The 25,334-nt window shown below is 43.4% G+C and carries 25 protein-coding genes; 18 read left to right on the top strand and 7 right to left on the bottom strand.

Features of this window, described 5'->3' with window-relative positions:
- The first annotated feature begins 116 nt into the window (after positions 1 to 116).
- Genes AMBT_RS20045 through AMBT_RS20035 form a run of 3 tightly spaced genes read left to right on the top strand, consistent with a single transcriptional unit; the run spans position 117 to position 4,196 of the window.
- Positions 117 to 1,139 (top strand): ABC transporter substrate-binding protein, encoded by a 1,023-nt coding sequence (locus AMBT_RS20045; protein WP_013786490.1) that lies wholly within the window; start codon positions 117 to 119, stop codon positions 1,137 to 1,139.
- Positions 1,140 to 1,158: 19 nt separating this feature from the next.
- Positions 1,159 to 3,060, top strand: a complete 1,902-nt coding sequence (locus AMBT_RS20040) for an ATP-binding protein (RefSeq protein ID WP_013786489.1) — start codon at positions 1,159 to 1,161, stop codon at positions 3,058 to 3,060.
- Between the two features lie 47 nt (positions 3,061 to 3,107).
- Complete coding sequence (locus AMBT_RS20035) at positions 3,108 to 4,196, top strand: GGDEF domain-containing protein (protein ID WP_013786488.1); 1,089 nt, start codon at positions 3,108 to 3,110, stop codon at positions 4,194 to 4,196.
- Positions 4,197 to 4,219: 23 nt separating this feature from the next.
- Here the strand turns inward: AMBT_RS20035 and AMBT_RS20030 are convergent, their stop codons facing one another.
- Positions 4,220 to 5,218: an NADP-dependent oxidoreductase gene (locus tag AMBT_RS20030; protein WP_013786487.1), complete on the bottom strand. Its 999-nt coding sequence runs from the start codon at positions 5,216 to 5,218 to the stop codon at positions 4,220 to 4,222.
- Positions 5,219 to 5,553: 335 nt separating this feature from the next.
- Here AMBT_RS20030 and AMBT_RS20025 point away from each other — a divergent pair, with 335 nt between their 5' ends.
- Positions 5,554 to 6,909: an OmpP1/FadL family transporter gene (locus tag AMBT_RS20025; RefSeq protein ID WP_013786485.1), complete on the top strand. Its 1,356-nt coding sequence runs from the start codon at positions 5,554 to 5,556 to the stop codon at positions 6,907 to 6,909.
- A gap of 105 nt (positions 6,910 to 7,014) precedes the next feature.
- On the opposite strand, the gene AMBT_RS20020 is transcribed toward AMBT_RS20025, so the two are convergent.
- Positions 7,015 to 7,899: a LysR family transcriptional regulator gene (locus tag AMBT_RS20020; protein ID WP_013786484.1), complete on the bottom strand. Its 885-nt coding sequence runs from the start codon at positions 7,897 to 7,899 to the stop codon at positions 7,015 to 7,017.
- A 361-nt stretch (positions 7,900 to 8,260) separates the two neighbouring features.
- Between AMBT_RS20020 and AMBT_RS20015 the strand changes: the two genes are divergently transcribed.
- The gene (locus tag AMBT_RS20015; RefSeq protein WP_013786483.1) at positions 8,261 to 9,268 is read left to right on the top strand and encodes a 5'-methylthioadenosine/S-adenosylhomocysteine nucleosidase; all 1,008 of its coding nucleotides are present in this window, start codon (positions 8,261 to 8,263) and stop codon (positions 9,266 to 9,268) included.
- Positions 9,269 to 9,402: 134 nt separating this feature from the next.
- On the opposite strand, the gene AMBT_RS20010 is transcribed toward AMBT_RS20015, so the two are convergent.
- Positions 9,403 to 9,846, bottom strand: coding sequence for a DUF2721 domain-containing protein (locus tag AMBT_RS20010; protein WP_013786482.1), 444 nt, complete (start codon positions 9,844 to 9,846; stop codon positions 9,403 to 9,405).
- Positions 9,847 to 10,225: 379 nt separating this feature from the next.
- On the opposite strand from AMBT_RS20010, the gene AMBT_RS20005 reads away from it, so the two are divergent.
- Positions 10,226 to 12,331 carry a TonB-dependent receptor gene (locus AMBT_RS20005; protein WP_013786481.1) on the top strand — a complete coding sequence of 702 codons (2,106 nt, stop codon included), beginning with the start codon at positions 10,226 to 10,228 and terminating at the stop codon, positions 12,329 to 12,331.
- A 246-nt stretch (positions 12,332 to 12,577) separates the two neighbouring features.
- On the top strand, positions 12,578 to 13,870 hold the full coding sequence (locus AMBT_RS20000; RefSeq protein WP_013786480.1) for an NAD(P)/FAD-dependent oxidoreductase: 1,293 nt from the start codon (positions 12,578 to 12,580) through the stop codon (positions 13,868 to 13,870).
- Positions 13,871 to 13,967: 97 nt separating this feature from the next.
- Here AMBT_RS20000 and AMBT_RS19995 read toward each other — a convergent pair whose 3' ends face one another.
- Positions 13,968 to 14,546, bottom strand: coding sequence for a YceI family protein (locus AMBT_RS19995; protein ID WP_013786479.1), 579 nt, complete (start codon positions 14,544 to 14,546; stop codon positions 13,968 to 13,970).
- Positions 14,547 to 14,568: 22 nt separating this feature from the next.
- Complete coding sequence (locus AMBT_RS19990) at positions 14,569 to 15,096, bottom strand: cytochrome b (protein ID WP_041452631.1); 528 nt, start codon at positions 15,094 to 15,096, stop codon at positions 14,569 to 14,571.
- Positions 15,097 to 15,385: 289 nt separating this feature from the next.
- On the opposite strand from AMBT_RS19990, the gene AMBT_RS19985 reads away from it, so the two are divergent.
- The 4 genes from AMBT_RS19985 (at position 15,386) to AMBT_RS19970 (ending at position 17,413) form a co-directional block, all read left to right on the top strand.
- A complete protein-coding gene (locus AMBT_RS19985) occupies positions 15,386 to 15,652 on the top strand; it encodes a hypothetical protein (protein ID WP_158306778.1) in 267 nt (88 codons plus the stop codon).
- A 52-nt stretch (positions 15,653 to 15,704) separates the two neighbouring features.
- Positions 15,705 to 16,268 carry a CBS domain-containing protein gene (locus AMBT_RS19980; protein ID WP_013786476.1) on the top strand — a complete coding sequence of 188 codons (564 nt, stop codon included), beginning with the start codon at positions 15,705 to 15,707 and terminating at the stop codon, positions 16,266 to 16,268.
- Positions 16,269 to 16,451: 183 nt separating this feature from the next.
- Positions 16,452 to 16,901: a hypothetical protein gene (locus AMBT_RS19975; protein WP_013786475.1), complete on the top strand. Its 450-nt coding sequence runs from the start codon at positions 16,452 to 16,454 to the stop codon at positions 16,899 to 16,901.
- Between the two features lie 86 nt (positions 16,902 to 16,987).
- On the top strand, positions 16,988 to 17,413 hold the full coding sequence (locus AMBT_RS19970; protein WP_013786474.1) for a hypothetical protein: 426 nt from the start codon (positions 16,988 to 16,990) through the stop codon (positions 17,411 to 17,413).
- A gap of 42 nt (positions 17,414 to 17,455) precedes the next feature.
- On the opposite strand, the gene AMBT_RS19965 is transcribed toward AMBT_RS19970, so the two are convergent.
- On the bottom strand, positions 17,456 to 18,412 hold the full coding sequence (locus AMBT_RS19965) for an alpha/beta fold hydrolase (RefSeq protein ID WP_013786473.1): 957 nt from the start codon (positions 18,410 to 18,412) through the stop codon (positions 17,456 to 17,458).
- Positions 18,413 to 18,550: 138 nt separating this feature from the next.
- On the opposite strand from AMBT_RS19965, the gene arfB reads away from it, so the two are divergent.
- From arfB to AMBT_RS19945, 4 genes are all read left to right on the top strand, one after another.
- Positions 18,551 to 18,964, top strand: coding sequence for an alternative ribosome rescue aminoacyl-tRNA hydrolase ArfB (gene arfB, locus AMBT_RS19960; RefSeq protein WP_013786472.1), 414 nt, complete (start codon positions 18,551 to 18,553; stop codon positions 18,962 to 18,964).
- A gap of 150 nt (positions 18,965 to 19,114) precedes the next feature.
- Entirely contained in the window at positions 19,115 to 19,792 is a 678-nt protein-coding gene (locus AMBT_RS19955; protein WP_013786471.1) for a hypothetical protein, read from the top strand.
- A gap of 174 nt (positions 19,793 to 19,966) precedes the next feature.
- On the top strand, positions 19,967 to 20,614 hold the full coding sequence (locus tag AMBT_RS19950) for a RodZ family helix-turn-helix domain-containing protein (protein WP_013786470.1): 648 nt from the start codon (positions 19,967 to 19,969) through the stop codon (positions 20,612 to 20,614).
- 161 nt (positions 20,615 to 20,775) lie between these two features.
- Complete coding sequence (locus AMBT_RS19945) at positions 20,776 to 21,780, top strand: hypothetical protein (RefSeq protein ID WP_013786469.1); 1,005 nt, start codon at positions 20,776 to 20,778, stop codon at positions 21,778 to 21,780.
- Between the two features lie 29 nt (positions 21,781 to 21,809).
- Here AMBT_RS19945 and AMBT_RS19940 read toward each other — a convergent pair whose 3' ends face one another.
- Entirely contained in the window at positions 21,810 to 23,165 is a 1,356-nt protein-coding gene (locus AMBT_RS19940) for a S8 family serine peptidase (protein WP_013786468.1), read from the bottom strand.
- Between the two features lie 252 nt (positions 23,166 to 23,417).
- Between AMBT_RS19940 and AMBT_RS19935 the strand changes: the two genes are divergently transcribed.
- From AMBT_RS19935 to AMBT_RS19925, 3 genes are read left to right on the top strand one after another with little or no spacing between them, the layout of a single operon-like run.
- Complete coding sequence (locus tag AMBT_RS19935; protein ID WP_013786467.1) at positions 23,418 to 23,906, top strand: RNA polymerase sigma factor; 489 nt, start codon at positions 23,418 to 23,420, stop codon at positions 23,904 to 23,906.
- Positions 23,903 to 24,754, top strand: a complete 852-nt coding sequence (locus AMBT_RS19930) for an anti-sigma factor (protein ID WP_013786466.1) — start codon at positions 23,903 to 23,905, stop codon at positions 24,752 to 24,754. Before AMBT_RS19935 ends, AMBT_RS19930 begins: the two co-directional genes overlap by 4 nt.
- Complete coding sequence (locus AMBT_RS19925) at positions 24,744 to 25,271, top strand: CC0125/CC1285 family lipoprotein (protein ID WP_013786465.1); 528 nt, start codon at positions 24,744 to 24,746, stop codon at positions 25,269 to 25,271. Before AMBT_RS19930 ends, AMBT_RS19925 begins: the two co-directional genes overlap by 11 nt.
- Positions 25,272 to 25,334 lie beyond the last annotated feature (63 nt).

Here is a 25,334-nt window from a genome sequence, read left to right as displayed (position 1 = left end):
GATGGGTGTTTTAAGCCTATATTATACGAACTTCAGCTATGCAGCGAAGTCGATTAACACTATGATATTTCAAACTAATCACCTACTCACAAGCTTAATAGTTGGGCTAAATAAAGATGAAAAAAACGTCACTACTCATTGTGAGTATACTCCTTTGTTTTGTATTTCACGCTCAGGTTAACGCTAAACCACTACGTGTGGTCATAATAGAAACGGGTCCTTTACCGGTAGTGATAAATACAAAAGATGCCTTTATCGATGAACTTACGCTGGTTATGCCCGATCATGAAATAGACGTAGAAATATATAATGCAGAGGGTCTAGAAGAAAAGGCGAGGTCTATTGTGGAAACAATCACCGAGCAAGCAGCGCCGGACCTGTTAGTACCAATTGCTACGCTTGCCACTAGGGCGGTTTACAACTTTTCCGCTGCGGCTGAGATTCCTACTTTATTTATGACAGTGGCAGACCCTGTAAAAGAGGGCATAGTCACTGCGTTTGGCGAACATAGCACGTCAAACATAACCGGTGAATCTCACGTATTAGATGCCAAGGTGAAGTTGGATATGCTTGATGGCTTACTAAAAGCCTCTGCACTGGAGGAACCCATCACTATTGGGCTGGTGCACTCAGAATACCCATCTTCAAAAAGTTCGGTAGAAAGCCTGTTAGCACTCGAGAGTCAGTATGATAACGTGAAGTTTGTGACGGTGAGCACCGCCTATGTTGAAGGCACTTTAGGGTTAGGTGCTATGCGTGCTGGTATAGTGGAAGTGCTTAAAGAAAAAGTAGAAACATCTGGCCTCGATGCTTATTGGCTTTCCACTGGCCCCTTGCTTCAAGCCGACGATCTCATTAATGTTATTTACAAAGAAACTAAACTATTACCGATTTTTGCCGAAAGTATAGAGTCTGTACAGCAAGGTGCGTTACTTGGCGTTGTAGCAGATGAAAAGAGTATCGGTAAATCAGGTGCATTACGCGCCAAGAGGATCTTAAGTGGCGAGAGGGCGAATACCATGGCTGTCACTAGAATGGATAAATACACAATAGGGGTGAATGTATCTACCGCCATCAAGATGCATATTCCTATTCCGTCGTCGTATTTAAAGTTATCGAAAGATCACGTTTATCAATAAAGAGTAGTACCAGATATCTATGCGAATTAAGTCGAAACTTTTAGCTATTTATATCCCCATTCTGTTTACAGGGATGGCGCTAACGGGCTATTGGGCCTATTTGACGGCTTATGACTCAGTGAGAGAGCGAGAATATCAGTTACTTACTCAAACCTTATCACTAACCTTTATTGAATTTGTGCGAGAGCGGCACGAATTGCTGGTGAATTCGGGTTTGGAAAATGTACCTGTATTTCGAGATGCCTATCAAAAAGAGGTATTTGACGAGCTAGCAGAGCTTCATCAATCAACCGGTAAGCATTTTGCGGTAAGTGATAAGACAACGGGTGCTGAGCTATTTAGCACCTATGAAGAATGGGCACCCATCAATACTGCCAACGCCACCATCACCACTATTAATGCTACCGATATTGCATTTGGTGAATCTGAGTGGAGAGACCAAGATGTACTCTTTGCCTGTAGCAAGTTCGACCCTTGGAACTGGAAGCTTACGGTTAGCCAATCTACCGATGAGCTCGAATCATCATTATCAAAAATAGCTTGGCTAACCATCGCTATTACCTTGTTTACGGTTATTTTAGTGAGTTTATTCATAGGGAAAATTACTCAGTATTTTGTGGTATCCCCAATTGGCAAAATTAAAGATGCAACGAGCAGTATTGCCGGTAATCACAAGCGGGTTAGCATTGATGTAAGCGGCAAAGATGAACTGAGTGAATTAGCCCAAGATGTAGAGGCCATGTCAGCAGACATCGAAAATTACGTGGAACGGGCACAAGCTGCCAATAAAGCCAAAACGGACTTTCTTGCCGTGATGAGCCACGAAATTCGCACGCCGTTAAACGGTATTCAAGGGCTTGCTACTTTATTGCTAGACACGCCGTTAGATGACAAGCAAAAGCAATATGCTTCAGATTTACGTTCTTCAGCCACCATTCTTGCCAATGTGATAAACGATGTACTCGATTTATCTAAAATTGAGTCTGGCATGTCAGAAGTTGATGTGACCGAATTTAATTTAGATAGCATGCTGAACGATCTTATTACCTTGCTAGGTATCAATGCGAGTGCAAACCACACGCGGTTAGAATATAAAAGTAAGAATTTGGACTCGGTAATGGTCACGAGTGATGTGACTAAACTGCGCCAGATAGTGATTAACCTAGCCAGTAACGCCATCAAATTCACACATAAAGGCACGGTGACGGTTACAGCAAGCCTTAAAAAGGTAGCTGGTCCATCGGTAGAAGAAAATCGTTTAGTCATTTCTGTGAAAGATACAGGCATTGGTATAGAACCCGATAGGCTTGAACATATTTTCGATAAGTTTACTCAATCTGATTCTTCTATTTCACGTCGTTATGGCGGCACAGGTTTAGGTTTGTCCATTGCTAAAGAGCTCTCACAGATACTAGGTGGCGATGTTAAAGTAATGAGCCGAGTGGGTGAAGGGTCGTGTTTTACTATGTCTGCTATGGTTAGCGCCCGCACTATTGATAGCGCGTCACTACAAGAAGCGCAAAGTAACCTAGATAAAAATACAATCCTTAAACCGGGTATTAGCGTACTACTGGCAGAAGATAATGCGATAAATGCCGTGGTGGCTCAGGCACTACTAGAACAGCTTGGGTGCACGGTTACTCATGTCGACAACGGTTTAAAAGCGGCAGTTAAAGTTGAAGAAGAGACCTTCGACGTTATCTTTATGGATATTCATATGCCAGTGATGGATGGTGTTGAAGCCACTAGGCGTATTCGAAGTTTACCGAGTGACGTAAGCCAAATTCCTATTATTGGGCTTACAGCAGAAGCCTTTAAAGAACGCCATGATGCCTTTAAACAAGACGGTATGAACGACGTAGTCACTAAACCTATTACCATTGAGGCATTAAAAGGTAGTCTACTTAAGCTAGCCCTATAGAAGCGTCTATACTTACTGAAAGATATTACCCGTGTCTGGAGAAAAAGGTGGAAGTGGTAAGAAAGCATAAAGAGATTTTAAGACTTCGAGTTGCTCTTATAATCGGTGCTTTGTTGCTTGCCTCTTTCATCTTGGCGGATATGGTGTTGTTACCTTCCCCTTTGTACGAGTTTTATCTTCAAAATCGCCTTTTGTATCAAATTCCAGTTATCTTTGCGGTTATCGCCCTTTCGTTCTCTCGATTCTTTTATGCTGCCAGAAGCTGGATTTTTGCAGGGCTGATGGTGATGTTAACTTTTGCAAATTATGTACTTATTTATCAAAGTTGGAGGGTATACGAATTTGCTTTTCCTTACGAGGGCACCATTTTATATGCATTCTATTGTGTATTTGCATTAGGAGTTACCTACAAGCTGGCGTTGGCAGCATCGGCTATAAGTATCGTTGGATTTATTGGATTAATGGCAATCGCGCCTGTTTATGGCGACCGCGTCATGATTTCAACGTCATTTGTGGTTGGCTCGTTATTTATATGTGCTTACGCAAAATATCGTTTAGACAGAATAGTTATTCTTTTAAAATCAACAAATAAGAAGTTAAACACCTTAAGTCGTGAAGATCCGTTAACCAATCTTCTTAATAGACGTGCGTTGATGAAAGAAGGCGAGAGATTACTGTCGCTTAGTAAAAGGCAGAACCTTTCTTTCGCTGTTTTTATGCTCGATTTAGATGACTTTAAGAAATACAACGATGCCTTTGGTCACCAGCAAGGTGATGATGCCATTGTGGCGCAGGCTGATGTGATGCGCGCAGTGTTTCAACGGCAAACCGATATTCTGGGTCGTTATGGCGGCGAAGAGTTTATGGTTATCGTCAGTGGGGTTTCTGCAAGGCAAGTAGAACAGAGTTGCCAGCAAATACTCGACACTTGGGATGAAAAAGCCTTACCGCATGCACCAAATGCATCAGCGAAAACCGTCTCATGCTCTATTGGTGCTGTGGTTGTTAATAATGTGAAAAAGCAAACTCTAGAAGGCTTAATCAACCAAGCTGATAATGAGCTGTATCAAGCAAAGGCTGCGGGGAAAGGGACTTATTTACTATCGACGCTAAGTGAAATTAACGTCGATAGTTAACGCAGAAAACATAAGCGATAAGCTTAAAGTTTAACGATCATTTTCCCTTTATTGTCGCCAGAGAATAGCATCTGTAAACCCTCTACTGCTGATTCGATACCCTCAACCATGTGAGAACGATATTGAATCTTTCCTTGTTGTACGTAGGGCGATAGCTTTGCAACAAGTTGAGGTACTTCGCCCCAATGATCAGGCATAGCAAACCCTCGAACGTTAATGCGCTTTTTAATTAACGGTATCCAATTTGGGCCGGGAGCCGGGTTTTCAGATTGATAGTCGGCAATCATGCCGCAAACCACAATACGGCCATGCGTATTCATACGATTGAAAATATGGTGCTGAATAGGGCCGCCGGTGTTTTCAAAGAATACGTCAATTTTATCGGGGGTGAGCTCAGTTAATTTTGCTTCTAAATCGTCAGTTTTATAGTTTACTGCTCCGTCGAAGCCGAGCTCGTTGACAATCCAATCTGCTTTTTCGTCACTGCCCACTACACCAATAACGCGAAGGCCGTCAGCTTTTGCTAGCTGACCTACAATTGAGCCCACCGAACCCGCAGCGCCAGTGACAACTAAGGTTTCACCTTCTTTAGGCTCACCAAAGTTATATAAGCCTGTGGTAGCAGTTAAACCAGGCAAAGCGAATACGCAAAGGGCCATCTCTTCGGTAATACCGGGCTGTAGCTTGTTGAAGCCTTCACCATTACTGACCAAGTATTCTCGCCAGCCGGTCATTCCCATGACTTTGTCGCCAACAGAAAAATCAGGGTTGTTCGACTCAATTACTTCACCCACACCGCTTGAGCGCATGACTTCACCAAGCTCAACAGGCGGAATATAACTTTCACGATCTTCACTCATCCACCCTAGCATTGCTGGGTCGAGCGACATGTAAGTTTGTTTAATCAGTATTTCACCTTTACCCGGGGAAGGAATATCTTGCTCACGAGTTTCGAACAAATGGGAGCCTATTTTTCTATCGTTTGGGCGATTGACCAATAGAATTTCTTTATTGCTAGACATGTGAATCTCTCCTTAGGCTGTTGAAATTATCTTGTACCACTGTTGTGGGGCTAGAAACTGCTTATACAAGCGTAATCACTAGAAAGGTCAAAAATAGCGTGATTAATCAAGTCTTCTCCAATTGAATATAGTGATAGGTAAACTCACCCGTTCACAAATAATGTCAATTTTTGCAATCTATTATTTTCAAAGTTTTTACATCTTCTTTAATTGTGCCGCTAAAATTGTAAAAAATGCGATAAAACAGCGTGAATGGCGTTAACTTGCATTGAACAAAACATACCGTAATCGTAGAATGCGCCACTGCATATTTCCTGTTCTATAAGAGTATTTTTATGAAGCAATATTTTTCTTTACGCGCCTCTGTATGCTTAGCACTAGCCTCTATGGCATCTTCTTCTGTGCTAGCTGCTGGTTTCCAAGTAAACGAGCATAGTGCGAATGGTTTGGGTCGTGCCATGGCGGGCCAAGCGGCGAAGCCAGAGAATGCCTCTATTTTAGCAACCAATCCAGCTGCGATTGGTGTATTTAAAGAAGCTGAGTTTAGTGCATCAGTAAGCTTTATAGACCCGAATGTAGACATTTCCGGTAATGTGACTTATTCATTTGGGGATACCCTAGTTGGTGGTGGCGTTGCTAAAGAAGATAATATTGCTGAGACAGCATTTGTTCCAGGTTTCTTCTACGTTTCACCTATCAACGACAATTTTTCTGCTGGTGTAGGTGTTTTCACCACTTATGGCCTCCGTTCTGATTACTCTGATGATTTCGGCGCTTTACATTTCGCTGATACTGCAGAAGTTAAAACCGTTACGGTAAACCCAGCTGTGTCTTATAAAGTGAACAAGCAGCTTATGGTCGGCTTTGGTTTAAACGTGACGTATGCAGAAGCTGAAATTGGTTCAGGTGTATCTAATACATTGGCAGCTACCATTGAAGGTTTAGAACCAACCGCACAGGCTTTAGGTATAACACTTCCCTCTCTTAACGCTGGATCGTCACTGTTTAGCATGGAAGGTGATGATGTGGGCTTCGGTTGGAACGTAGGTGTTTTCTGGCAGCCTAGTGAGTTAACTAACATCGCGTTGTCTCATCGCGCTGAAACAAAACTAGAGTTGGACGGGGCCGTATCATCAGAAACGCCTGTATTCCCGATAGAACTCAACCAGCCTGGTAGCCTAGACTTAAATCTTGCGGCTATTACAGAGCTTGCTATCGACCAGAAAATTGATGACCAGTGGTCTGTTCAAGCGAGTCTTACCTTCACTGATTGGAGTACCTTCCAAAAACTTGAAGCTAACTTAGAAGATGGCGAAAATTTCCTTATTAAAGAAGAAAACTTTGACGACTCATGGCGCGGATCTATTGGTGTAACGTATATCCTAAATGATGAGTTTACTTTACGTGCAGGTTACGCTTACGACGATGGAGTAGTATCGGTGGAGAATCGTTCATTGAGTATTCCTGATACTGACCGTCATTGGATATCAGGTGGTTTAACTTATACTATGAGCGAAAACACATCGATTGACGCTGCGTATGTATTTATTGATGGTCGCGAAGCGTATATTAATAAAGATAGAACTATCCTTAGCGATGTTTTACCAAATACAGACTTCACCACTAACTTTACAGGTACGCAGTCAGCAACAGCACATATTTTAAGTGTACAGATGAACACACGCTTTTAAGCTAAATCATCAAAAAGTGGCAGCGTATTGGTTTGCTACTGACTGACGAAAAAGGCCTAAACGCAAGTTTAGGCCTTTTTAGTGAAAGCGATTAATTCGTAAAATCTAAATTTCAGAGAACCAATCTTGCAAGCATGTAATGGCTGCGCTTATTTTAGCAGGAACCAATTCCCGCTTTGGCGTAACCGCATATACGGTGTAATCAGGTAACGACCAGTCAGTGAATAGCTGCTTCATTGAACCCTCACTAAGTAAGTGGCGCACCTCTGGTTCAGGCAACACTGCATATCCAAGCCCATCACGGGTAAGCTGAATTAAGGTCTGCATTGAATCAAGCTCAATACGGCTCGACGTTAGCGGCACTTTATCAAACTTGTCGTGCTTCATTACATATTCTTCTATATGACGGTGAGAAATATAAGAATATTCTTGAAGAATTTCGGGCGACTCAAGAGGCGATTTTGCCAAAGGGTGGTCAGCCGATACACAAAGAATTCGTCGCCATGTGGCCAACTCTAAACTGCTGAAGTTAGTATCAGACACTGGGGTGAAGCCAAGCAGTAAGTCGGCACCGGAAACAATAATGTCTGTAGGTTGGTCGGTTAGCGTCAGCGATACATTTATTTTTGGAAAATCCTCACATAACTTCTGCAAGGGCTGACTTAATAAGCCTCCACCAAAACCTTCTGGGGCAATAATATTGACTTTACCTGAAGGCGCATCTTGAAGCGTTTCAATACGCTCTTGTGCTTCAACCGCGGTATCTAACATCTTTTTGCTGGTGTCGTAATAGATCCTTCCAGCCTCGGTAAGGCTCAAGTTTCGGGTATTACGGTTAAATAAACTCAGCCCAATGTCTTGTTCAAGTTTTCTCAGTTGTTGGCTAATGGCCGAAACGGTCATATGCAGGTTTCGGGCTGCAATACTCATGCTACCGCTTTCAGCGACCTCAACAAAAATTTGCAGAGAGCGAAGTAGTTTCATGTTCATTGGTATTTGTATCCTCATCGATACGAGTCAGTTGGTCTCGCGTTGCTTTTTTAAGTCCTTTTATCTCCTATAAATGTAATCCAATAAGGGTAACTACACATCCATATTCAGCTTATGAAACTGCAACTAAGCGCGTTTTATTCTATTGAGGATAAAGAATTAGTTTAAAAAGCGAAATAAGATAGTCTTTGCAGAATGTCATTTGTTAGGGGGGTGTATCCAGTGTTTTTAATATTTGTAAAATGCGGATATAACACTTTCTTTAACACTGAAAACTGGTACGTTAAGAATAAAACAGCGAAGAGCGAGCATGCTATCGCTCTCCACTCGTTCCACTAAAAATCAAATAAGAATGGTGATTATGAAACTTCGCGTTATTTCGCTTCTGCTGTGTATGTCATTTGTTGTGGTGATATCAGGGTGTACTACAACTTCAACTAACACGACACCTCAATATGGGCCTGCTACTTTCACGGGTGATGAATTTACTGCGGTTGTGGTTGCATACGCGCCAGAAATGGAAGGTATTTTAGGTAGGATTGCGTCCGATCCAGATGCACAAATTCATACTACTACCACAATTAAAGGCATTACTTACCGAATTGGCACCTATCATGACGAGCCAATATTGGTTTTCGCTACTGGGATGAGCATTGCAAACGCGGCAATGTCTACGCAAATGGCACTCGATTATTTCCCTGTTAAGCAAGTGGTCTATATGGGCATTGCGGGCGCGGTGAATCCAAAATGGCAGCCGGGGGATGTTATCGTACCCGAGCGTTGGTACTACCATGACGAAAGTGTATATACCAACGAAGACCCAGAAAATCCTGGTGAATACGTGTTACCCGCCTATTACGAAAAATTTATGGAAGAGCAGCCTGCTCGTTTAGCAGCCGACCCTCATTATCCTAAATATAAGCCTTTTCACTTTATCCACCCAGATGAAGTATTGATTGTAAAAGACGGTATGGATAAGCCACAAGATACGCCTTATTTCACTGCCTCACCAAAGCTACTAGCCGCGGCGAAAACAGCAATGGCTGAAATGCCAATTCAACGTATTTTGGATGAACGTGATGCCAAGCTTCATGTAGGTGGAAATGGTGTTACCGGCTCGGTGTTTATGGATAACCGAGAGTATCGTAAATGGGTTAGAGATGTGTTTACTGCTGAAGTCACCGAAATGGAATCTACTGCGATTGGCCAAGTGTGCACAATCAACAATGTGGACTGGGTTATTATTCGCGCTATTAGTGACTTGGCGGGTGGCCAAGAAGGCGTGAATACAGAAAATTTGTATGATAAAGAAGTGTCTCGTGTAGGCGCGAATGTATTATTTGCTGTGCTAGACGAGTTAGCTGAATAGATAGATTCTGATCTATTCAGAAGGCTACATAGATCAGTAGCCGAGGATGAATAACATCCTTTCAAATACAAAGGGCGAGGCAGACTTATTACGTTATCGAGTTTGCCTCGCTTTTTTGTTTTCTCTTTAGCTTTTTAGCGAATAGTACGCACCATATTGATGGTGGTGGTAGCCAGTTTCACTTCCACAAGAAACACCACAAGCGCACAAATTAGAAACATCATTGCTAATATAAATAGCGAAATGACGGGTGTTTTTAAATCGACGAACCACAACGAACCCGCAAACAAAGCCACAATTACAGTACACACCATTAGCCCCGAGGCCACGCATAAGCCAATGGCCCAGTTGATGACTTTTACTCTGCGCCAAAGTACTTTTATTTCTCGCTTTGAACGGTCGACAATATGCGGGTCTGATAGGGTATGTATTTGTCTTTCCGCTACTCTTACCCTGTCTGATATTCTGCCTAGGCGAGACGACATAACATTTAAAAAGCCTGCTATACCCGTAAGTAAAAATACAGGAGCTACCGCAAATTCAATAAGTTGGGATAGGCTAGGTATTAAGGTATCCAAAAATTCCTCCGGTAATGCATGACTACTGTGCTATCGCTAATACGAAGCTTATACGTAACTTATATAGCTTAGCCCACTAACGAGCATAAGTAGTTAGTATAAGAGCTCGACATAAGTGCTCGACATAAGAGCTATGCATCAGTAGTTAACATAAGTAGTTAACATAAGTAGTTAACATAAGAGCTAGGCGGCGAGTTAACGGCTGCAACCAGTTCCATACTTAAGCGATGCCCGCTCTAGGTGGGTAAGTTATTATTTTTACTATTAATCGCTAAATAGTTAACGATACAATTAACCTTATAGTTAGCACCAATGTTGTGGTCGAATGACACACATTATACGTATGTTAATCTTGCCAAATCTTTAGAAAGGACAAGCAATGAGCTCCACATTCAGGTTATTTTTACATAGCCTTAGCACCGTGACAGTGGTGTCGTTTTCTTCTTCTGCCGCCGCGCAAATCCCAGAGGGCGCAAACAGTGGCAAAAGCATAGCGTCAATAGAACGCGTGGTAACAACGGGAAGTAGAATTGCGAATTCCACTGCAAATTCAGGGTATGTGGTGTCTACGGTTTCAAGCGACGACATAAACTTTGTGTCGCCAAGCCATATACAAGAAGTGTTGAATTTTATTGCAGGCGCTGGTGTTCAGCGAGGTAATGGGCAGGAATACCTACCTGCATTACGCTCGCCAGTGCTTACCGGTGCTGGGGCGTGTGGCGGTATACTGGCCGCTGAAGATAACATTCCCTTACGCGCAGCAGGCTTTTGTAATATTAACGAGCTGTTTGAAGCGCATGGTGAAATGGCAGAACGCATAGAGGTGTTAAAAGGTCCTGCTTCCCCCTTGTATGGCTCTAACGCTATTCACGGCGTGATTAATGTTATTACCCCCGATGTTACCCAAGATACTGCCTTATATGGAATTGATTATGGTTCTTATGGTTATAGCAGGCTGAAACTGCGGCAAGGTAAAGACTTTGGTGAGTCTGGTATAGGCATTAACGCGAGTATTACCCGCGACGGCGGGTATCGAGACGAAGAAAGTGTAGATCAAGAAAAGGTTAATCTCAGGCATCGATACGAAGTTGATAACCTAAAACTAACCAGTGGGTTGACGTACACCCATTTAGATCAAGAAACCGCCGGTTACATTACCGGATTTGAAAGCTATAAAGATGAAGATATCGCCCAAGGTAACGACAACCCTGAAGCCTTTCGAAAAGCGAAAAGTTTACGTGTATGGAGCAAAGTAGATATGGCGTTAAGCGGCGACAACGCACTGTCTATTACGCCGTATTATCGCGATCAAAGCATGGAATTTCGCATGCACTTTTTACCTGGTACACCGCTTGAAGAAAATGAGCAAGAAGGGTTTGGTGTACTTTCCCAGTATCACCATGTGGTGAACAACACGTTGAGTTTTGATGCCGGGTTAGACGCTGAATATACCCAAGGTAGCTTGGTGCAGGCACAAGATGGCGCTACGATTGGCTCTGCATTCTTAGTGGAAACCGTACCGGCGGGGCTTCATTACGATTATCAGGTAGACGCTACCCTTTATGCTCCGTTCATTGCGTTAAATTGGCAACAAGCGTCGTGGGCGGTTTCTTTAGGGGGGCGTTATGAATATATGGACTATGATTACACCAACAATATGCTATCGGGTCGTACCCGCGACGATGGCACCGAATGTGGTTTTGGTGGATGTCGGTACGCAAGGCCTGAAAGTGGCACCAACGATTACAGTAACTTTAGCCCTAAACTCTCGGTAAGTTTTCAAAGTAGTGAAACAACCCAATGGTATGCAGGGTTATCTAGAGGTTATCGTGCCCCGCAAGCGACAGAGCTTTATAGGTTACAGCGCGATCAACAAATTGCCGACTTGGACTCGGTCACCGCCACCAATGTAGAAGTGGGTGTTAAAGGGCAACACAAAGCATTTAGCTATGTGGTGTCTGCTTATAGCTTAACCAAAGACAATGTGATCTATCGTGATAGTGATTTTTTCAATGTAAGCAATGGAGAAACCTGGCACAGAGGGGTAGAGCTAACCCTAAACTATCAAATCAGCCAAGGGTTTGATTTCGCGTTTGCAGGCAGCTATGCCAAACACACCTATGAGCACAATGAAATTGTGGGCGAAGTCGATATTAAGGGCAACGATATTGATACGGCGCCAAACCTGACCTTCAATGCTCGCCTAGGGTACAGCTTTACCCAAAGTACTCGGGCTGAACTCGAGTGGCAGCATGTCGATGGGTATTATACCGATGCTGAAAACCTTAACGAGTACGAAGGTCATGATTTATTGAACCTACGGGCCTCTTGGGCAATTTCGCCTGAACTTTCAGTGTATGCACGAGTAAATAACTTGCTCGATACCGCCTACGCTGAACGGGCCGATTACACGTCCTTTACCGCCGATAGATACTTCCCTGGGCGGCCAAGAAACGTAATGTTCAGCGTTGATTATCAGTATTAGTTAAAACCATTATCTACTCTGGTATAAAAAACGGTAGCGTGTATCTCACGGTTACCGTTTTTTTTCGCCTTTTTTATCGTACGCCTTACTAGAACCAACCTGTCAGGCTTGCGAGAAAATGCGTTCAGGCGTACTGTTAACCCCACATATGCAGCGAATACCTTTAGTCGCGCCAGGTATATCATTTCAATAATTTTGGATTATGAAAGATGAGATACGTGGAATGATTAAATTATAGGTAAACCCATGCAAAAAATAGTTGTTGTCGGTGGTGGCGCTGGAGGTCTTGAACTTGTAAGCCGCTTAAGCCGCACCCTCGGGAGAAAGAACGAAGCAGAAATAACCCTAGTTGACAGAAGTCGCACTCACATTTGGAAGCCCTTGCTTCACGAAGTGGCTGCTGGCGTTATAGACAAGCACTCTGATGGCGTTGATTACGCTATTCATGCTGCGGCACACCACTATCGCTTTCAGTTAGGGAGTATGTGTGCCATTGATGCAGAGGCCAAAACTATCACGCTTGCGCCATTATTCGATGATGAGGGAGTGTCGATATTACCCGAACGTAAAATACCTTACGACCAATTGGTATTGGCGATTGGTAGTGTCAGTAATGACTTTGGAACGCCAGGCGTTGCGCAAAATTGTTACTTTCTTGATTCATTGGTTCAAGCTGAACGCTTTCACAAAGGGTTGTTGAATCAGCTAATTCGTATTAATCAGCAAGAAGATGAAAATAGCTTTATGAAAGTGGCTATTGTGGGCGCGGGCGCGACGGGTACTGAATTAGCCGCTCAGCTTCATCATGTTGCTAACTTATCGAAAACCTACGGCATGCCGGGTATGTCAGCGTCCCGTTTAAAGATAACTATTGTAGAAGCGGGAGAGCGGATATTACCTGCGCTACCTGAGCGTATCGCCAATTCTGCTCGTAAGGCGCTGCATAAACTCGGTGTAGACATCAAAGAAAGCACCATGGTGGCAGAGGCTGATGAAAATGGCCTTATCACGAAAGATGGTAGCCGCGTGGATGCTGATTTAATGGTATGGGCGGCAGGGGTGAAAGCGCCGGATTTCGTCACCGAAATGGGTATTTTTGAGACCAATCGCGCAAATCAAATTCTTGTTAATAAGTACTTACAAAGCACTGGCGACAGTAACATTTGGGTTATTGGTGACTGTTGTGGCTTCAAACAAGAAAACGGTAAATGGGTACCACCTAGAGCGCAGTCTGCGCATCAAATGGCAGACACGGCGGCAAACAATATTATTGCATTGCAGCGGGGTAAAGAATTAAAAGGCTATGTCTATAAAGATTATGGCTCGCTAGTGCATTTAAGTAACTACAGCACCGTAGGTAGCTTGATGGGGTCGTTATCAAATTCAAGTATGTTCATTGAAGGGCGTTTAGCCAAGATAGTTTATATCTCTTTATACAACATGCACCAATTTGCAGTACACGGAAAGCTAAGAGGCGCACTAAAGCTGCTACTTAAGAAGCTGAGTTATGCCATTAGCCCTAAATTAAAGCTACATTGATTTACAAGGCATAACTCATGTCTGGGTAAGTTATATCTAGCCTGTAAACGTAAAAAGCCCGCATCAGCGGGCTTTGTTATTTTATAAGTGTAGAACGTTACTGTTTAATACCTTCAACGTGAAGAGAAAGCTCAACGGTTTGTGACGCGGGACCTAAGTCATAGTCAATGCCGTAGTCTTTTAGCGCAATAGAAGTAGTGCCTGAAAAACCAGCTCGATAACCGCCCCACGGATCGCTACCTTCACCAATCTTTTTGGCTTCAATAGTCACGGGCTTAGTCACACCATGCAGCGTAAGGTTACCCATGATGTCTAACATGCCGTTGCCTTTGTCAGCCACTTTTGTGCTAACGAATTTAGCTTCTGGGAAGTCATCTGCATTTAAAAAGTCGTCGCCTCTTAAATGCTTATCTCGTTCTGAATGGTTTGAATCTATACTATCGGTCTCGATAGTCACTGAGACAGACGCTGTAGCAGGGTTATTTTCATCGTAGCTAAATGTGCCTTTAAAGTCGTTAAAGCGACCGGTTAGCCATGAGTAACCTAAATGCTGAATTTTGAAATTAACTGATGCATGAGCACCTTTGGAGTCAATAATATAATCAGCGGCGTGAGCTGAACTTACCGCTGTATTGAGTGCTGCGGCCGTCACTAGTGCAAGTGTTAACTTCTTCATAAAATCTCCTTAATATCAGTGTTTAGCGAAGCCTCAACATCTGCTTCAGCGTGTCGTCTTTATCAATGAAATGGTGTTTCAATGCTGCCAGCCCATGTAAAGAAGTCAGCACGATTAATGTCCAAGCCAGGTAGAAATGCACCTCGCCAGCCAGGTCTTCTTGATTTTCAATAAACTCACCAAACCCTGGTACCGCAAACCAGTTGAATACATCTATAGCTCTGCCATCGGCAGTTGAAATAAGATAGCCCGAGGTAAAAAGGGCTAAAAGAACAAGGTAAATGGCGCGGTGTCCTAATTTACTGGCTAAGTTGTCAAACTTGTTGCCAAAGGTCGGTGGTCGCTGGGTAGAGATGCGCGAAACCAGCCTAACTAAAGTCACAGTAAACAACAGTAGCCCTACACTTTTGTGCCAATGGGGCGCGGTTTTGTACCAATCACTATAGTAGGTTAAATCTACCATCCATAGCCCTGAGGCAAACATACCTACCACAACCAGAAAGGTGAGCCAGTGAATTAAGATGAGCCAAAGAGGCCAGCGTTTTTTCATAAATGAATGAGCAATAGAACCAAATTTTAAAATCAGTCTACTGAAACAATTCAAGAGTGAATATTGCAAAGCTTATAACAGTGCGTTCTATTTATTAGAATGAATGCGTAGGGTGTAACATCACTTAAATTTAGTAATTAGAAAAAAAGCGATAAATCGTCTAAAAATTGAGGCGGGCTTAAGTGATAGTGAATAAAAAAGCCATATAGTATTAAGTAAGGGTGAGTTAACCCCTTTTTTAAATGTTGCTGGAGTTCTTCTTTTGAATCTTTTGCTGTTGCTACTCACAATGTCGTTCTTAGTACCTGAAAATGGTGCTGGCAATGTATTGAGCAAAGAGATTTCACAAGTATCGAATGACATTAGCATTCAATATTTAGCCTCTTCAAATCTAGATCAAGCCAGTGATAAAGACGAGCTTGATGATGGCGCCTACTTTTTAAGTGCTTTCTTCGCGAGTAGCAAGGTTCCCAATACTCGCTTTTTTACTTACACACTTCTCAGCGATGCAGACTATGCAGCGCACCCTATTCGCGCGCCACCCCACTTTAGTTAAACAAAGTTTTCATCCATCTATCTAATTTGTTTACTATTTTAAGGGGAAGGTAATGCATACCTTACAACTTCATAAAACCGATGCCGCCGATCGTCTAGCTTGGCCTGTTGTTGAAAATAAAGTGTCTGTCACTTCGTCAGCGATGGCGGTGTTCACAGATTTCAAACAATACATGCCACACGTGATTGACGAAAATGCACCTGCTACACGCGTTGAAAAAATCATGCGTCAATCTCATGTCCGTATGATGCTGGTGGTAGATGCCAATAATGCATTCACCGGCATTGTTACGTCACAAGACGTAAGCGAACAGCATATTGTGCAGAAAATTGCTGAATTAAAAGTGCCTAGAGATGGGTTAGTGGTGCGTGATTTCATGCAGGCTAAAACGTCACTAATGTCATTTGATTTCACAGAATTGACAAAATCGTCAGTCGGGGATGTGGTAGAAACCCTTAGAGACTATGGGCAGCATCATTGTTTAGTGCTCGATAGAGATTCTCACGAGGTGCGCGGTGTTATTAGCGTAAGTGATATTGCTCGAGAATTAAGAGCGCCTCTTGATGTTCAAGATAAGCCTACGTTTTCACAGTTGATTCGGGTGTTAGCTGCATAGCTTACTCCGTTTACCCCTGCCAAATGCCACGGCAGAGGCTTTGACTATGCCCGCATCACGCTTGTAATTGCTTCACTTTACCATCATGCCCTCACAATATTGAGGGCGCGATGGTTTACTACATTTCGAATTTTGAAATCATTGACTATAGTTTGATTGTGAAGCATTGAAGAGCGGAGAATTATGAAACCAGTACATGGCTCATTTGTAGTTACTCGGTGCGGTAATATTATGCTTACTCAAGCTTATGGCCCCTGGAATAGTGAGTGTGTCAATGGCTTAGTGCTTGATTACCGAGATAAGTCTATCGATATGCATGGCAGTAATTGGGGTGATATTGTCGTTCTTGAAGGGGAGTCCCTGCTTATTCCCGATGCCGAAAACCTTCTGGCTGAACGTATATCCGCAGTACGTCACCTTGGGTTAACACATCTAGCGTTGGTACTTGAATCATCCTTAGTAAAATCAACCACCCGAAATCAACTTGACGCGGTATACCGTCAAACCGGTGTAGACTTTACTTTCTTTGATACCTACCCGGAAGCAAGGGCGTGGTTAACTCAACTAGGTTACACTCTTGATGAAGATGCTGAGCGCTTTCATTTTGTAAAAACCAAACAACATTGTCAGTAGCTGTAGGCGGCTCGGCAAGTTGGAATGATTTTCGCAATATTCTCGATAAGTAAGATGTTTTAAACGACTGAAATCGAGGCCAAACTATGATCCATAGCACCTATCCACCCAGTGTTGTTATAAAAGCTTTCACTTGGGCTTACCAAGAAGTTGGCTTGAATCAAGCGGAGGCTGCTGATTTACTTGGCGTTTCTGAAACATCCCTATCGCAAACAACGCTACTTGGGTTCGAGCATGGCACGACAGAGTATCGTAGACAGCTCTCTTTCATCCGTATGTATCATTTACTCATTGCGTTGTCAGAAGGGGACAGTGCGTCCATGCAAACATGGTTTCAGCAATACCAAAGTGAAATAAAAACCACGCCTAAAAACTTGTGTTTTACATCAGATGGGATTGAAAGAGTCACTGATTACTTACGAGAGCTAAAGCAAACTGTTGAGCTAAGACCAAGTCTGTCACATTTACGAAGTGCTAACGCGAACTCTACCGCTAGAGTGGTTACGCACTAAAGGCAATAATTTGTGCGCTATTAGATGAAATGCTTAACACGATTAAGCGAGCTCGCCCTGAGCGTCTAATTTGTTCACTTTGTTTATGAAGTTAAAGCAGGCTTCAGGCTGAGTGTTAATTATCATATGACCCGCATTGGGGATAATTTCAGCCATGCTGTTGGGAAGCGATGTAGCAATATATGACATATGCGCATCGGGAGATAAGATAGCGTCTTGTTCACCATACAAAATACCCACCGGGCAGGAAATTTTTTCGTAATGTTCAAACTGTTTATACAAGCTTTCCGTTGATGCTACCATGTCACAGCTAGCTTGATAAAAACTCTCTGAATGCAGCGCTAGCGCCCCACCGCTTTCAATTCCAAAGTTCGAGGGTACCCGCTCTGGGAAAAAGATTTGAGCGAATTGTTTCTTTCCAAAAAGTATACGCAGCGGCGCGGCCAATGTACGACTGATAACCCTGCGCAACCCTTGATAAGGAATGTACAGCATAGATAATGGACCTGGTCCTTTCGTTAAGGGCACGGTTGAGGGGCAAAGCAGCGAGACAGATTTAATTTTATCCGGTGCGTCTAGTGCCATACGTAAAGCAATAGCGCCTCCCATAGAGTGCCCAGCGACATAAGCGTCACGTATGTTTAACTGCGACATCCAATCTAAAATAGTGGCGCTTTGGACGTTGAAATCTGCTGGTATGTTACGATGACGAGTAGAAAAGCCACTTCCAGGGCGGTCAATACTGTATACGGTATAGTGCTTAGCTAACTGATTCGCTAAGGCTGTAAAATTAAGCGCATTACCGGCCAGCCCATGAATAAGAATAAGGGTAGGGCCTTGCCCTTGTTTGGTGTAGTGAATTTTTTCATGCTGCACATTTAAAAATTGGCCTGGTGGACGGAAGTTTTTTTCGATTTTTTTATCGATATGCTGAGTGAAAAGCCACGACGCCAGTAACAGGCAGAAGATAAGTGCGACAATAATATAAATGACCACCACAATATGTTTCCTTTATTAGCGTAATTAGTAAGCTAATAAGAAATGAATAAACAGTCAATGTAAGCCTTTTTCCATGGGGCTGGGTGCAACGCATAAACTGTCAAATAACTTACAAGTGAAGAATATAACCGTTAAGCTATGATTACGATTACCCCTACTATTACGCTAGAAGATAGCGACATTGAAATGCAAGCCATCAGAGCACAGGGCCCCGGTGGGCAAAATGTCAATAAAGTGAGCAGTGCTATCCATCTGCGCCTTGATATACCTGCCTCGTCTTTGCCGCAAGAGGTAAAAGATACGCTGCTAAATACAAAAGACAGCCGAATTTCTAACGATGGCGTGTTTGTGCTAAAAGCGCAGAATTCTCGAACCCAAGAACAGAACCGGGAAGATGCTATTGTGCGTTTGAAAGCGTGGATAGTCAGTGCCACCAAAAAACAAAAACCAAGGAAGGCAACCCGCATGAGCCGTGCGGTAAAAGCAAGACGCGGCGAGGCCAAAAAGCAACAAAGTGTGAGAAAGTCTATGCGGAAAAAAGTGGATATTTAAGCGACTTTAGCCTAAAGTATAGCTCTTCAGCGACGTCGTTTCGTGAAATGAATGGAACATTCTACGTATTAATGAGTTAGATACGAAAAATATACGATTAAAGAATACGTTTTGCGCTCAAGCTGTTGTGGATATTAGGGAATTTCTTCAATGACACGGTCTGACATTATACCTATGGTACTTTTCGCTGCCATCGTTGTCTCGCTTGGGATAAATACGCCACAAGCCGCCAACGAAATTATCGCGAAACTCTTCGGTAAAACTATTTCAAATAGCGAACTACAACCTAGCCAAAGTGATGTAGATCGCTTCCAGTCAATTCTTAGTGACAAATCTGAAGTTGAGATCCGTAAACTTTTAGCTCAGCGTGCGTTAGGCACTAAAATTAGCGAATCTGTTATTGCTGACTTTGCCGACGAGAACAATATTGAGCCTTCAAATAGTGAAGTTGAGTCTGCTTACGCGGTTATAAAAACCTGGACAGTCGATTTAAGCCACAATGCTGAATACTCAGATGAAGAAGTTGAACGTTATCGTTTAGCCATGGCAGAAGGCATGGCTAAGAGTTGGAAGGTGTCTAAGTCACTGTATGAAACCTTTGGTGGAGACGTTGTTTTCCAGCAAAGTAATCCGCTTACCCCCGTTGGTGCCTATAAGGATTTGTTCGAGCAATATCGCTCACAAGGCGAGTTTGTCATTTACGATCCTGTTTTCAAAGCGGCTTTTTGGGAGTCGGTAAGAATGCGTTACTCTAATGTACTTCCTCAAGAAAATATTGATTATTCATCACCTTGGTGGGAAGCTGGACTCAATGCCTCTGGTGATTAAGATGTCTTCATTACGCTGTTTTGTATAGCTTTTTTAGATTTTTGAATTAAATGAAACACCCCGCCTAAAGCGGGGTGTTTTTGTTTGTGGAAAATTTTTTATCGCTTGTTGGGAATAAACTCTGAGGTTCATTCGTTATTTAAGTGTCTTTGATGAAAAACAGGAAATAAACGAATGAACAAACTACATACTGCTTTAATTGTTGCACTAGGTCTTACTTCAAACGTGGCGCTAGCTCAGGCTGTCGATACATCTGTTTCAGTGTTCAATAGCACCCAAGCTTCAACCAATGTATCTGGTGAGCAAGCAAGTGCTACTCAGTCAATGTCCTCACAAACTTCAGCTTCTGCAAACGTAGATGCACAGTCAAATAGTGTTACAGAAACTGAAGCTAGCAGCGAAACGCAAAACGCAGACCAGGCTGATGCTACTGCCACTACTAACGACACATCAGAAACATCTGATGCGGCAAGCGGCGAAATGCTTACTCAACTTACCAGTGCCCAAAGTGCTCTAGTAGGCAGCGGTGCGGCAACGCAAACCATTGCTTCTAATGCTGCAGGCGCCTTAGATATTACCGCTTCAACTGCCACAGATATGGTATCAGGCGCCGTTGATAGCAGTGTTTCGCAGGCGGCGGATGTCAATGCCATAGTCTCCTCAACACTTACCCAATCAGTTGAAGCAGTAGCGCAATCGCAGGTTGAAGAAAGCGTGGCTAGCCAGGTATCTGGCCAAGTAAGTGGGCAAATCGAAAATACGGTTTCCACCACCGTTGAAAACACGGTGAGCGGAAGTAATGCTGGCATTTTGAACCAGTAAAAGTCACGCGGTTCAAGGTAATAGACGAATCTTGAACCGCCGCCACCTCTGGTTATTCCAATAACTATGAAGGTTATATAAACAAGGGGGGCGCTACTCCCAGCCCCGCCCTTACTTCCATGTGTTAATTCCGTGAGCATTCGATTTAGTAGGACACCTGCATGAGCCTTAAAACCTCCACATCATTATTAAGCGTATTAAGTCTATCTATTGCATTAAGCTTAATTGGCAAAATTGCCATGGCGAGTCAGTCAGAAAACAGCGCAGAAACTGACGGACACAAGTTGATAAAAGTGACTGGAGAAGCCTATATCGGTGCTCATCACGACTCAAATGTGAACGTTAGTGAACTTGATACGAATACCGACACATCCGACTCAGCAATTAAAGGGAATGCGAAGCTTAAGCTAGCGTTAATGCCTACCGATAAATGGCAATTCAGTGCGTCTGCACAGCATAGTGAAACGCGCTACAATGCACTGTCGAATTTTGACCTAGCTATCACTACCTTGTCGGGCGAGGCGAGTTACCAATTGTCTTGGACTAAAATTGGCGTTCATCACTATTACGCAAATGCTGACCTTGATAACAATGCTTTTCTCACTTACCAACAAAGCGGTGTTTCATTGGCCAACAGTGCGTTTACGCAAGGTTACTGGCGATTAAGTGTCGACACCATCGATAAGTCGTTTGAATCGGTGCCAGAGCGCGACGCCGATGCGCTATCTAGCCGCATTGACGGTTTCTGGTTTTTTAAAAACCAAAGCTTTATGCAATTGGGCGCGAAATATCAAAATGAAGATGCCTTGAACCAAGCGTTCGACTATTCCAGCTATGGTATTGACGCCAGTTATGCTTACCCCGCCAGCTTGTGGGGTAGCGCACTCGATATCAAGCTCGGTTATGAAATGGAAAACAGACACTATGGTCAAGGTAGCCTAAGCAGCGAGCCTACTGCTTCAGGAGCACCTTTCAGTGAGTTTGAACAACAAGGCGGCAGGCGACGAGAGGATGATAGGCATGTTTTCAAAGCGAGCATAGAATATGCTGCTATGGAGAACGTAGATTTTATCGTAAGCACGCAATACAAAGACTATGGTTCAACCTTAGTATCGGCAGACTATCAAGAAACCATTGGTGAAATTGGTGTTAGATTTCATTTTTGATAGCACAATAGCATTCACTGTTGATTTAACTAATGGAGAATACCTACGCCAAAAACCGGGTCTCGTCCCGGTGCTCCAGCATCTATAGCTTGGTCGCGCAATGTGACTAACGCTTGGGCTGGATTTGAACTAGCGCGAAATAGACAGGCATAGCGGGCTGAAACAAAAGGCGTTGCCATCGATGTGCCGGTCTCACGGCTAGTCGTACCATCTGGATGTGCGACTTCTACTGAAACACCGCTGGCCGCAAAATCAACATAGTTACCTTGATTGGCCCATCGATAGATAGCGTGGTTATTGTCTACTGCTGTTACCGCAATAGTTGACGGGTATGCCGCGGGAAACAAAGGCGGAGAGGCTGGTCCTTCGTTTCCAACTGCTGCAATAATTTGCACCCCTTGCTCACTGATTTTTTGTATAACGTTGGCCAGTACCGAGTTTTCTGGCCCTGCTAAGCTCATATTAATAACATCAACCTGTTTGGCGACTAAATAGTTGAGACCATCAATTAATGATAATAAGGTCGCGCCCTGACTAATACTGTTTCGCGTATAAAAGACGCTAGCGTTATAGAGGTGACTTCCTGCACGCATATTATCTGCCAATAAGCTGGCTACTGACGTACCGTGTACTTGGGTAGTTGGTAAAGCTTGTGGAAGAAAAGGCTGTTGTTCAATAACAAGGTGTTCCAGTGCTTTGTGGTTTTGCGCAATGCTGGTATCTATCATTCCAATACGAACAGGTATTTGGCAAACGCCTGGTTTATCAGTAGTTGTAATGTTAGCTAGCATGTCTTGGTTGTTGTTTTTGATTTTAGCGCTTTCTGCTGCGCCCATGCCTTGCGTTAAATAAATATGATTACGACCTACTTGCGTTTTTAGTGTTTCCGGTAAGCTGTTTCTTATTTGAGACAGTTCATCGAGGCTAGTATTAACCTTTAAACGGTAAATCCATTGGTCTATAGCGGCTAAATGGCGAGACGATTCAATGGTGATGTCGGGGTGAGAAAAGTGAGTTTTGTCAGCCTCGCTACCGACAACTAACCATTCTCTTTCCAATGCTAAAAATCCATCAGGGGCTTTTACTTCTTTTAGTACAAGAGTGCCTGAAGGCGAGGTAAGGCTTAGGGGCGATGGAACAGAAAATTGCGGGGCAGGTATGTTAGCTAAGGTGTCAAACCTACTTTCAACACCTTGTGTTACCTGAGTTTCAAGCACATCTCGCACGGAGCCTACATCAACGGGCACGCTATCAATGATAGGCCTGACGGGTTCGATTATTTGACGGCCAATAGTTAACTGGGCGCTGGCATTTAAGCTTAACACGCTGCCCATTGTAAATATTAAGCCGCCTACTACGCGCTGACAAAGCGATCCGCACTTCATAATTTTACCTCACTTGCTTTGCGGCTAAACCCATACAGGCATCACCGGGCCCAGCGTGCTTGTTACTCATCGCGAAGGACTCGGTCAACCTATCCATAAATAAAGCTGGCATAAAACGTGCCCTTAATGATGGGATAACCCTTTTCTCGTACTTAATTAACGTTTGTTGATGTAAAAAATTCCCTTTCCTTGGGAATAAATCACGGCATCAAACGTTAACTAGGTATAAAGCATGATTTCATAGGAAGTTGTATGAAAGAAGAAGTGACTGAACTCGTTCCATCATTAAGAAAATTTGCGTTTTCACTTACCGGCAATATACATGATGCTGATGATTTACTGCAAAATACGATTGAGAAGCTACTGACTAAACCTTTGCCACAAGATGCCACATTAATGGCATGGGCATTTCGAGTTTGCCGCAATTTATGGATAGATGAGTATCGTGCGCAAAAAGTAAGAACAAGTGCGGCGGTTAGCCCTGAATTGCAGGCTAAAGATGAGGCGCATTTGGACGAAGCCCTTTCAGGTGGCATTACGCTAAAGCAAGTAAGTAAAGCCATGGGGGAATTACCCCCAGAACAACGAGAGACCTTGTCACTTATTGCTATACAAGGAATGAGCTACGCAGATGCTTCTGAGGTACTTGAGGTGCCTGCTGGGACTATTATGAGCAGACTTGCTAGGGCAAGAAGCAAACTCAGTAATATGCTAAACCCACAACAAGAGGTGGTGTTATGACAATATCTGACGAAATGCTTTGTGCATTTTTAGACGCAGAACTTAGCGATGACGACATGGAATATGTCAGAACTGCTATTGCCAGTGATCTTGCACTGTCAGACCGCTTAGCGTCTTTAGCGCAGGTAGACATGATGGTGAAAGCAGCGGCTGATGCTGCAACGCAAAAACCTTTACCTAACAGCGTAGTGGCATTACTTGCAGATGATGCGACCTCAGAAGCCTATCTTAAGCAAGCGGATTTCGACTCAGACCATGTAAGTGCAAGCCAGGCAAGTGAGGAGAGCATACCAAGCAACGTTACTTCGTTTAATCGCAAAGCCCAAGACGCTAAACGTAGTGGGAAGTGGAAAGTCCCTTTATCGTTAGCGGCTGGAGTGGCGTTAGTGGCAGGGCTAACCTTGATGCATTCAGAGTATACAGACCCCCTTGATCCTGCTGGCACTTCGTCAACGAATAACCATTGGGCGAATGTATCTACAGCCCTCGATAATAATTTAACGGGTGAGATGATGGTAACCGATGCGGGCATGGAAATAGTGCCACAACTATCATTTATGAATAATGAATCCCAGATGTGTAGGCAGGCGCAGATACAAGGTGAAGATGAGTTGAATATCATGATTGCATGTAAAAATGCCCAAGGCATTTGGCAACTTCATGCAAGTAAGCTGATAACAGCGGGTCGCGATAAGAGTGAGTATCAAACGGCAAGTGCTAACAAAGTGCTTGATGAAGAATTAGATTTGTTAATGGTGTCCGCACCGTTAAACGCAGAGCAAGAGCAGCAAGCTATTAATCATGGGTGGCAGTCTAAGACTGCCGAAGGAGTTGTTAATGAAAACTAAACTTATAGCGTTTCTAGCAGTGATGGTAATGGCGGGGTGCGCGAGCCAACCCGATTATCGACAGGCATCTAATGGCGGTTTCGGGTATACCGAAAGCAAATTAAGTGAAACCCAATACCGTGTTCATTTCAAAGGTAGAGGGTCTGATAAGAGTAAGGCTATGGATTATGCCATGTACCGTTCAGCGGAACTGACTTTACTGAAAGGGTATGATTGGTTTGTAGTAACCGATCGGGAAACCATGGTAGATAAAGAGCGCGTACAAACATCACCTCAGGTTGGCTTCAGCCAACGCTATGCGCGAGTAACTGAATGTGGCGTTATTACTTGTAGAACGTCTTATCATCCTACAACCCAGTTTGAATCTGGCATTTTCGTAGGTGGTTCGCAAAAGAGCGAAATCGAAAGTATTTTGAATATTGAGATGGGAAAAGGTACTCGACCTACGTCGTCTGCGAGTTTTGATGCAAGAGAAATTAGCAACAACTTAAAACCTGATACGGAATCTTCACCTTAAGCACTTACAAGGTTCTTAGCCTTAACGGTTAGGTTGTGTTATGTATAAAAAAAGCCCCGAATG

The sequence above is a fragment of the Alteromonas naphthalenivorans genome (assembly GCF_000213655.1).
Classification (GTDB): Bacteria; Pseudomonadota; Gammaproteobacteria; order Enterobacterales; family Alteromonadaceae; genus Alteromonas; species Alteromonas naphthalenivorans.
The sequence above is the reverse complement of the archived record's forward strand: the minus strand, read 5'-3'. Positions and strand labels throughout refer to the sequence as shown.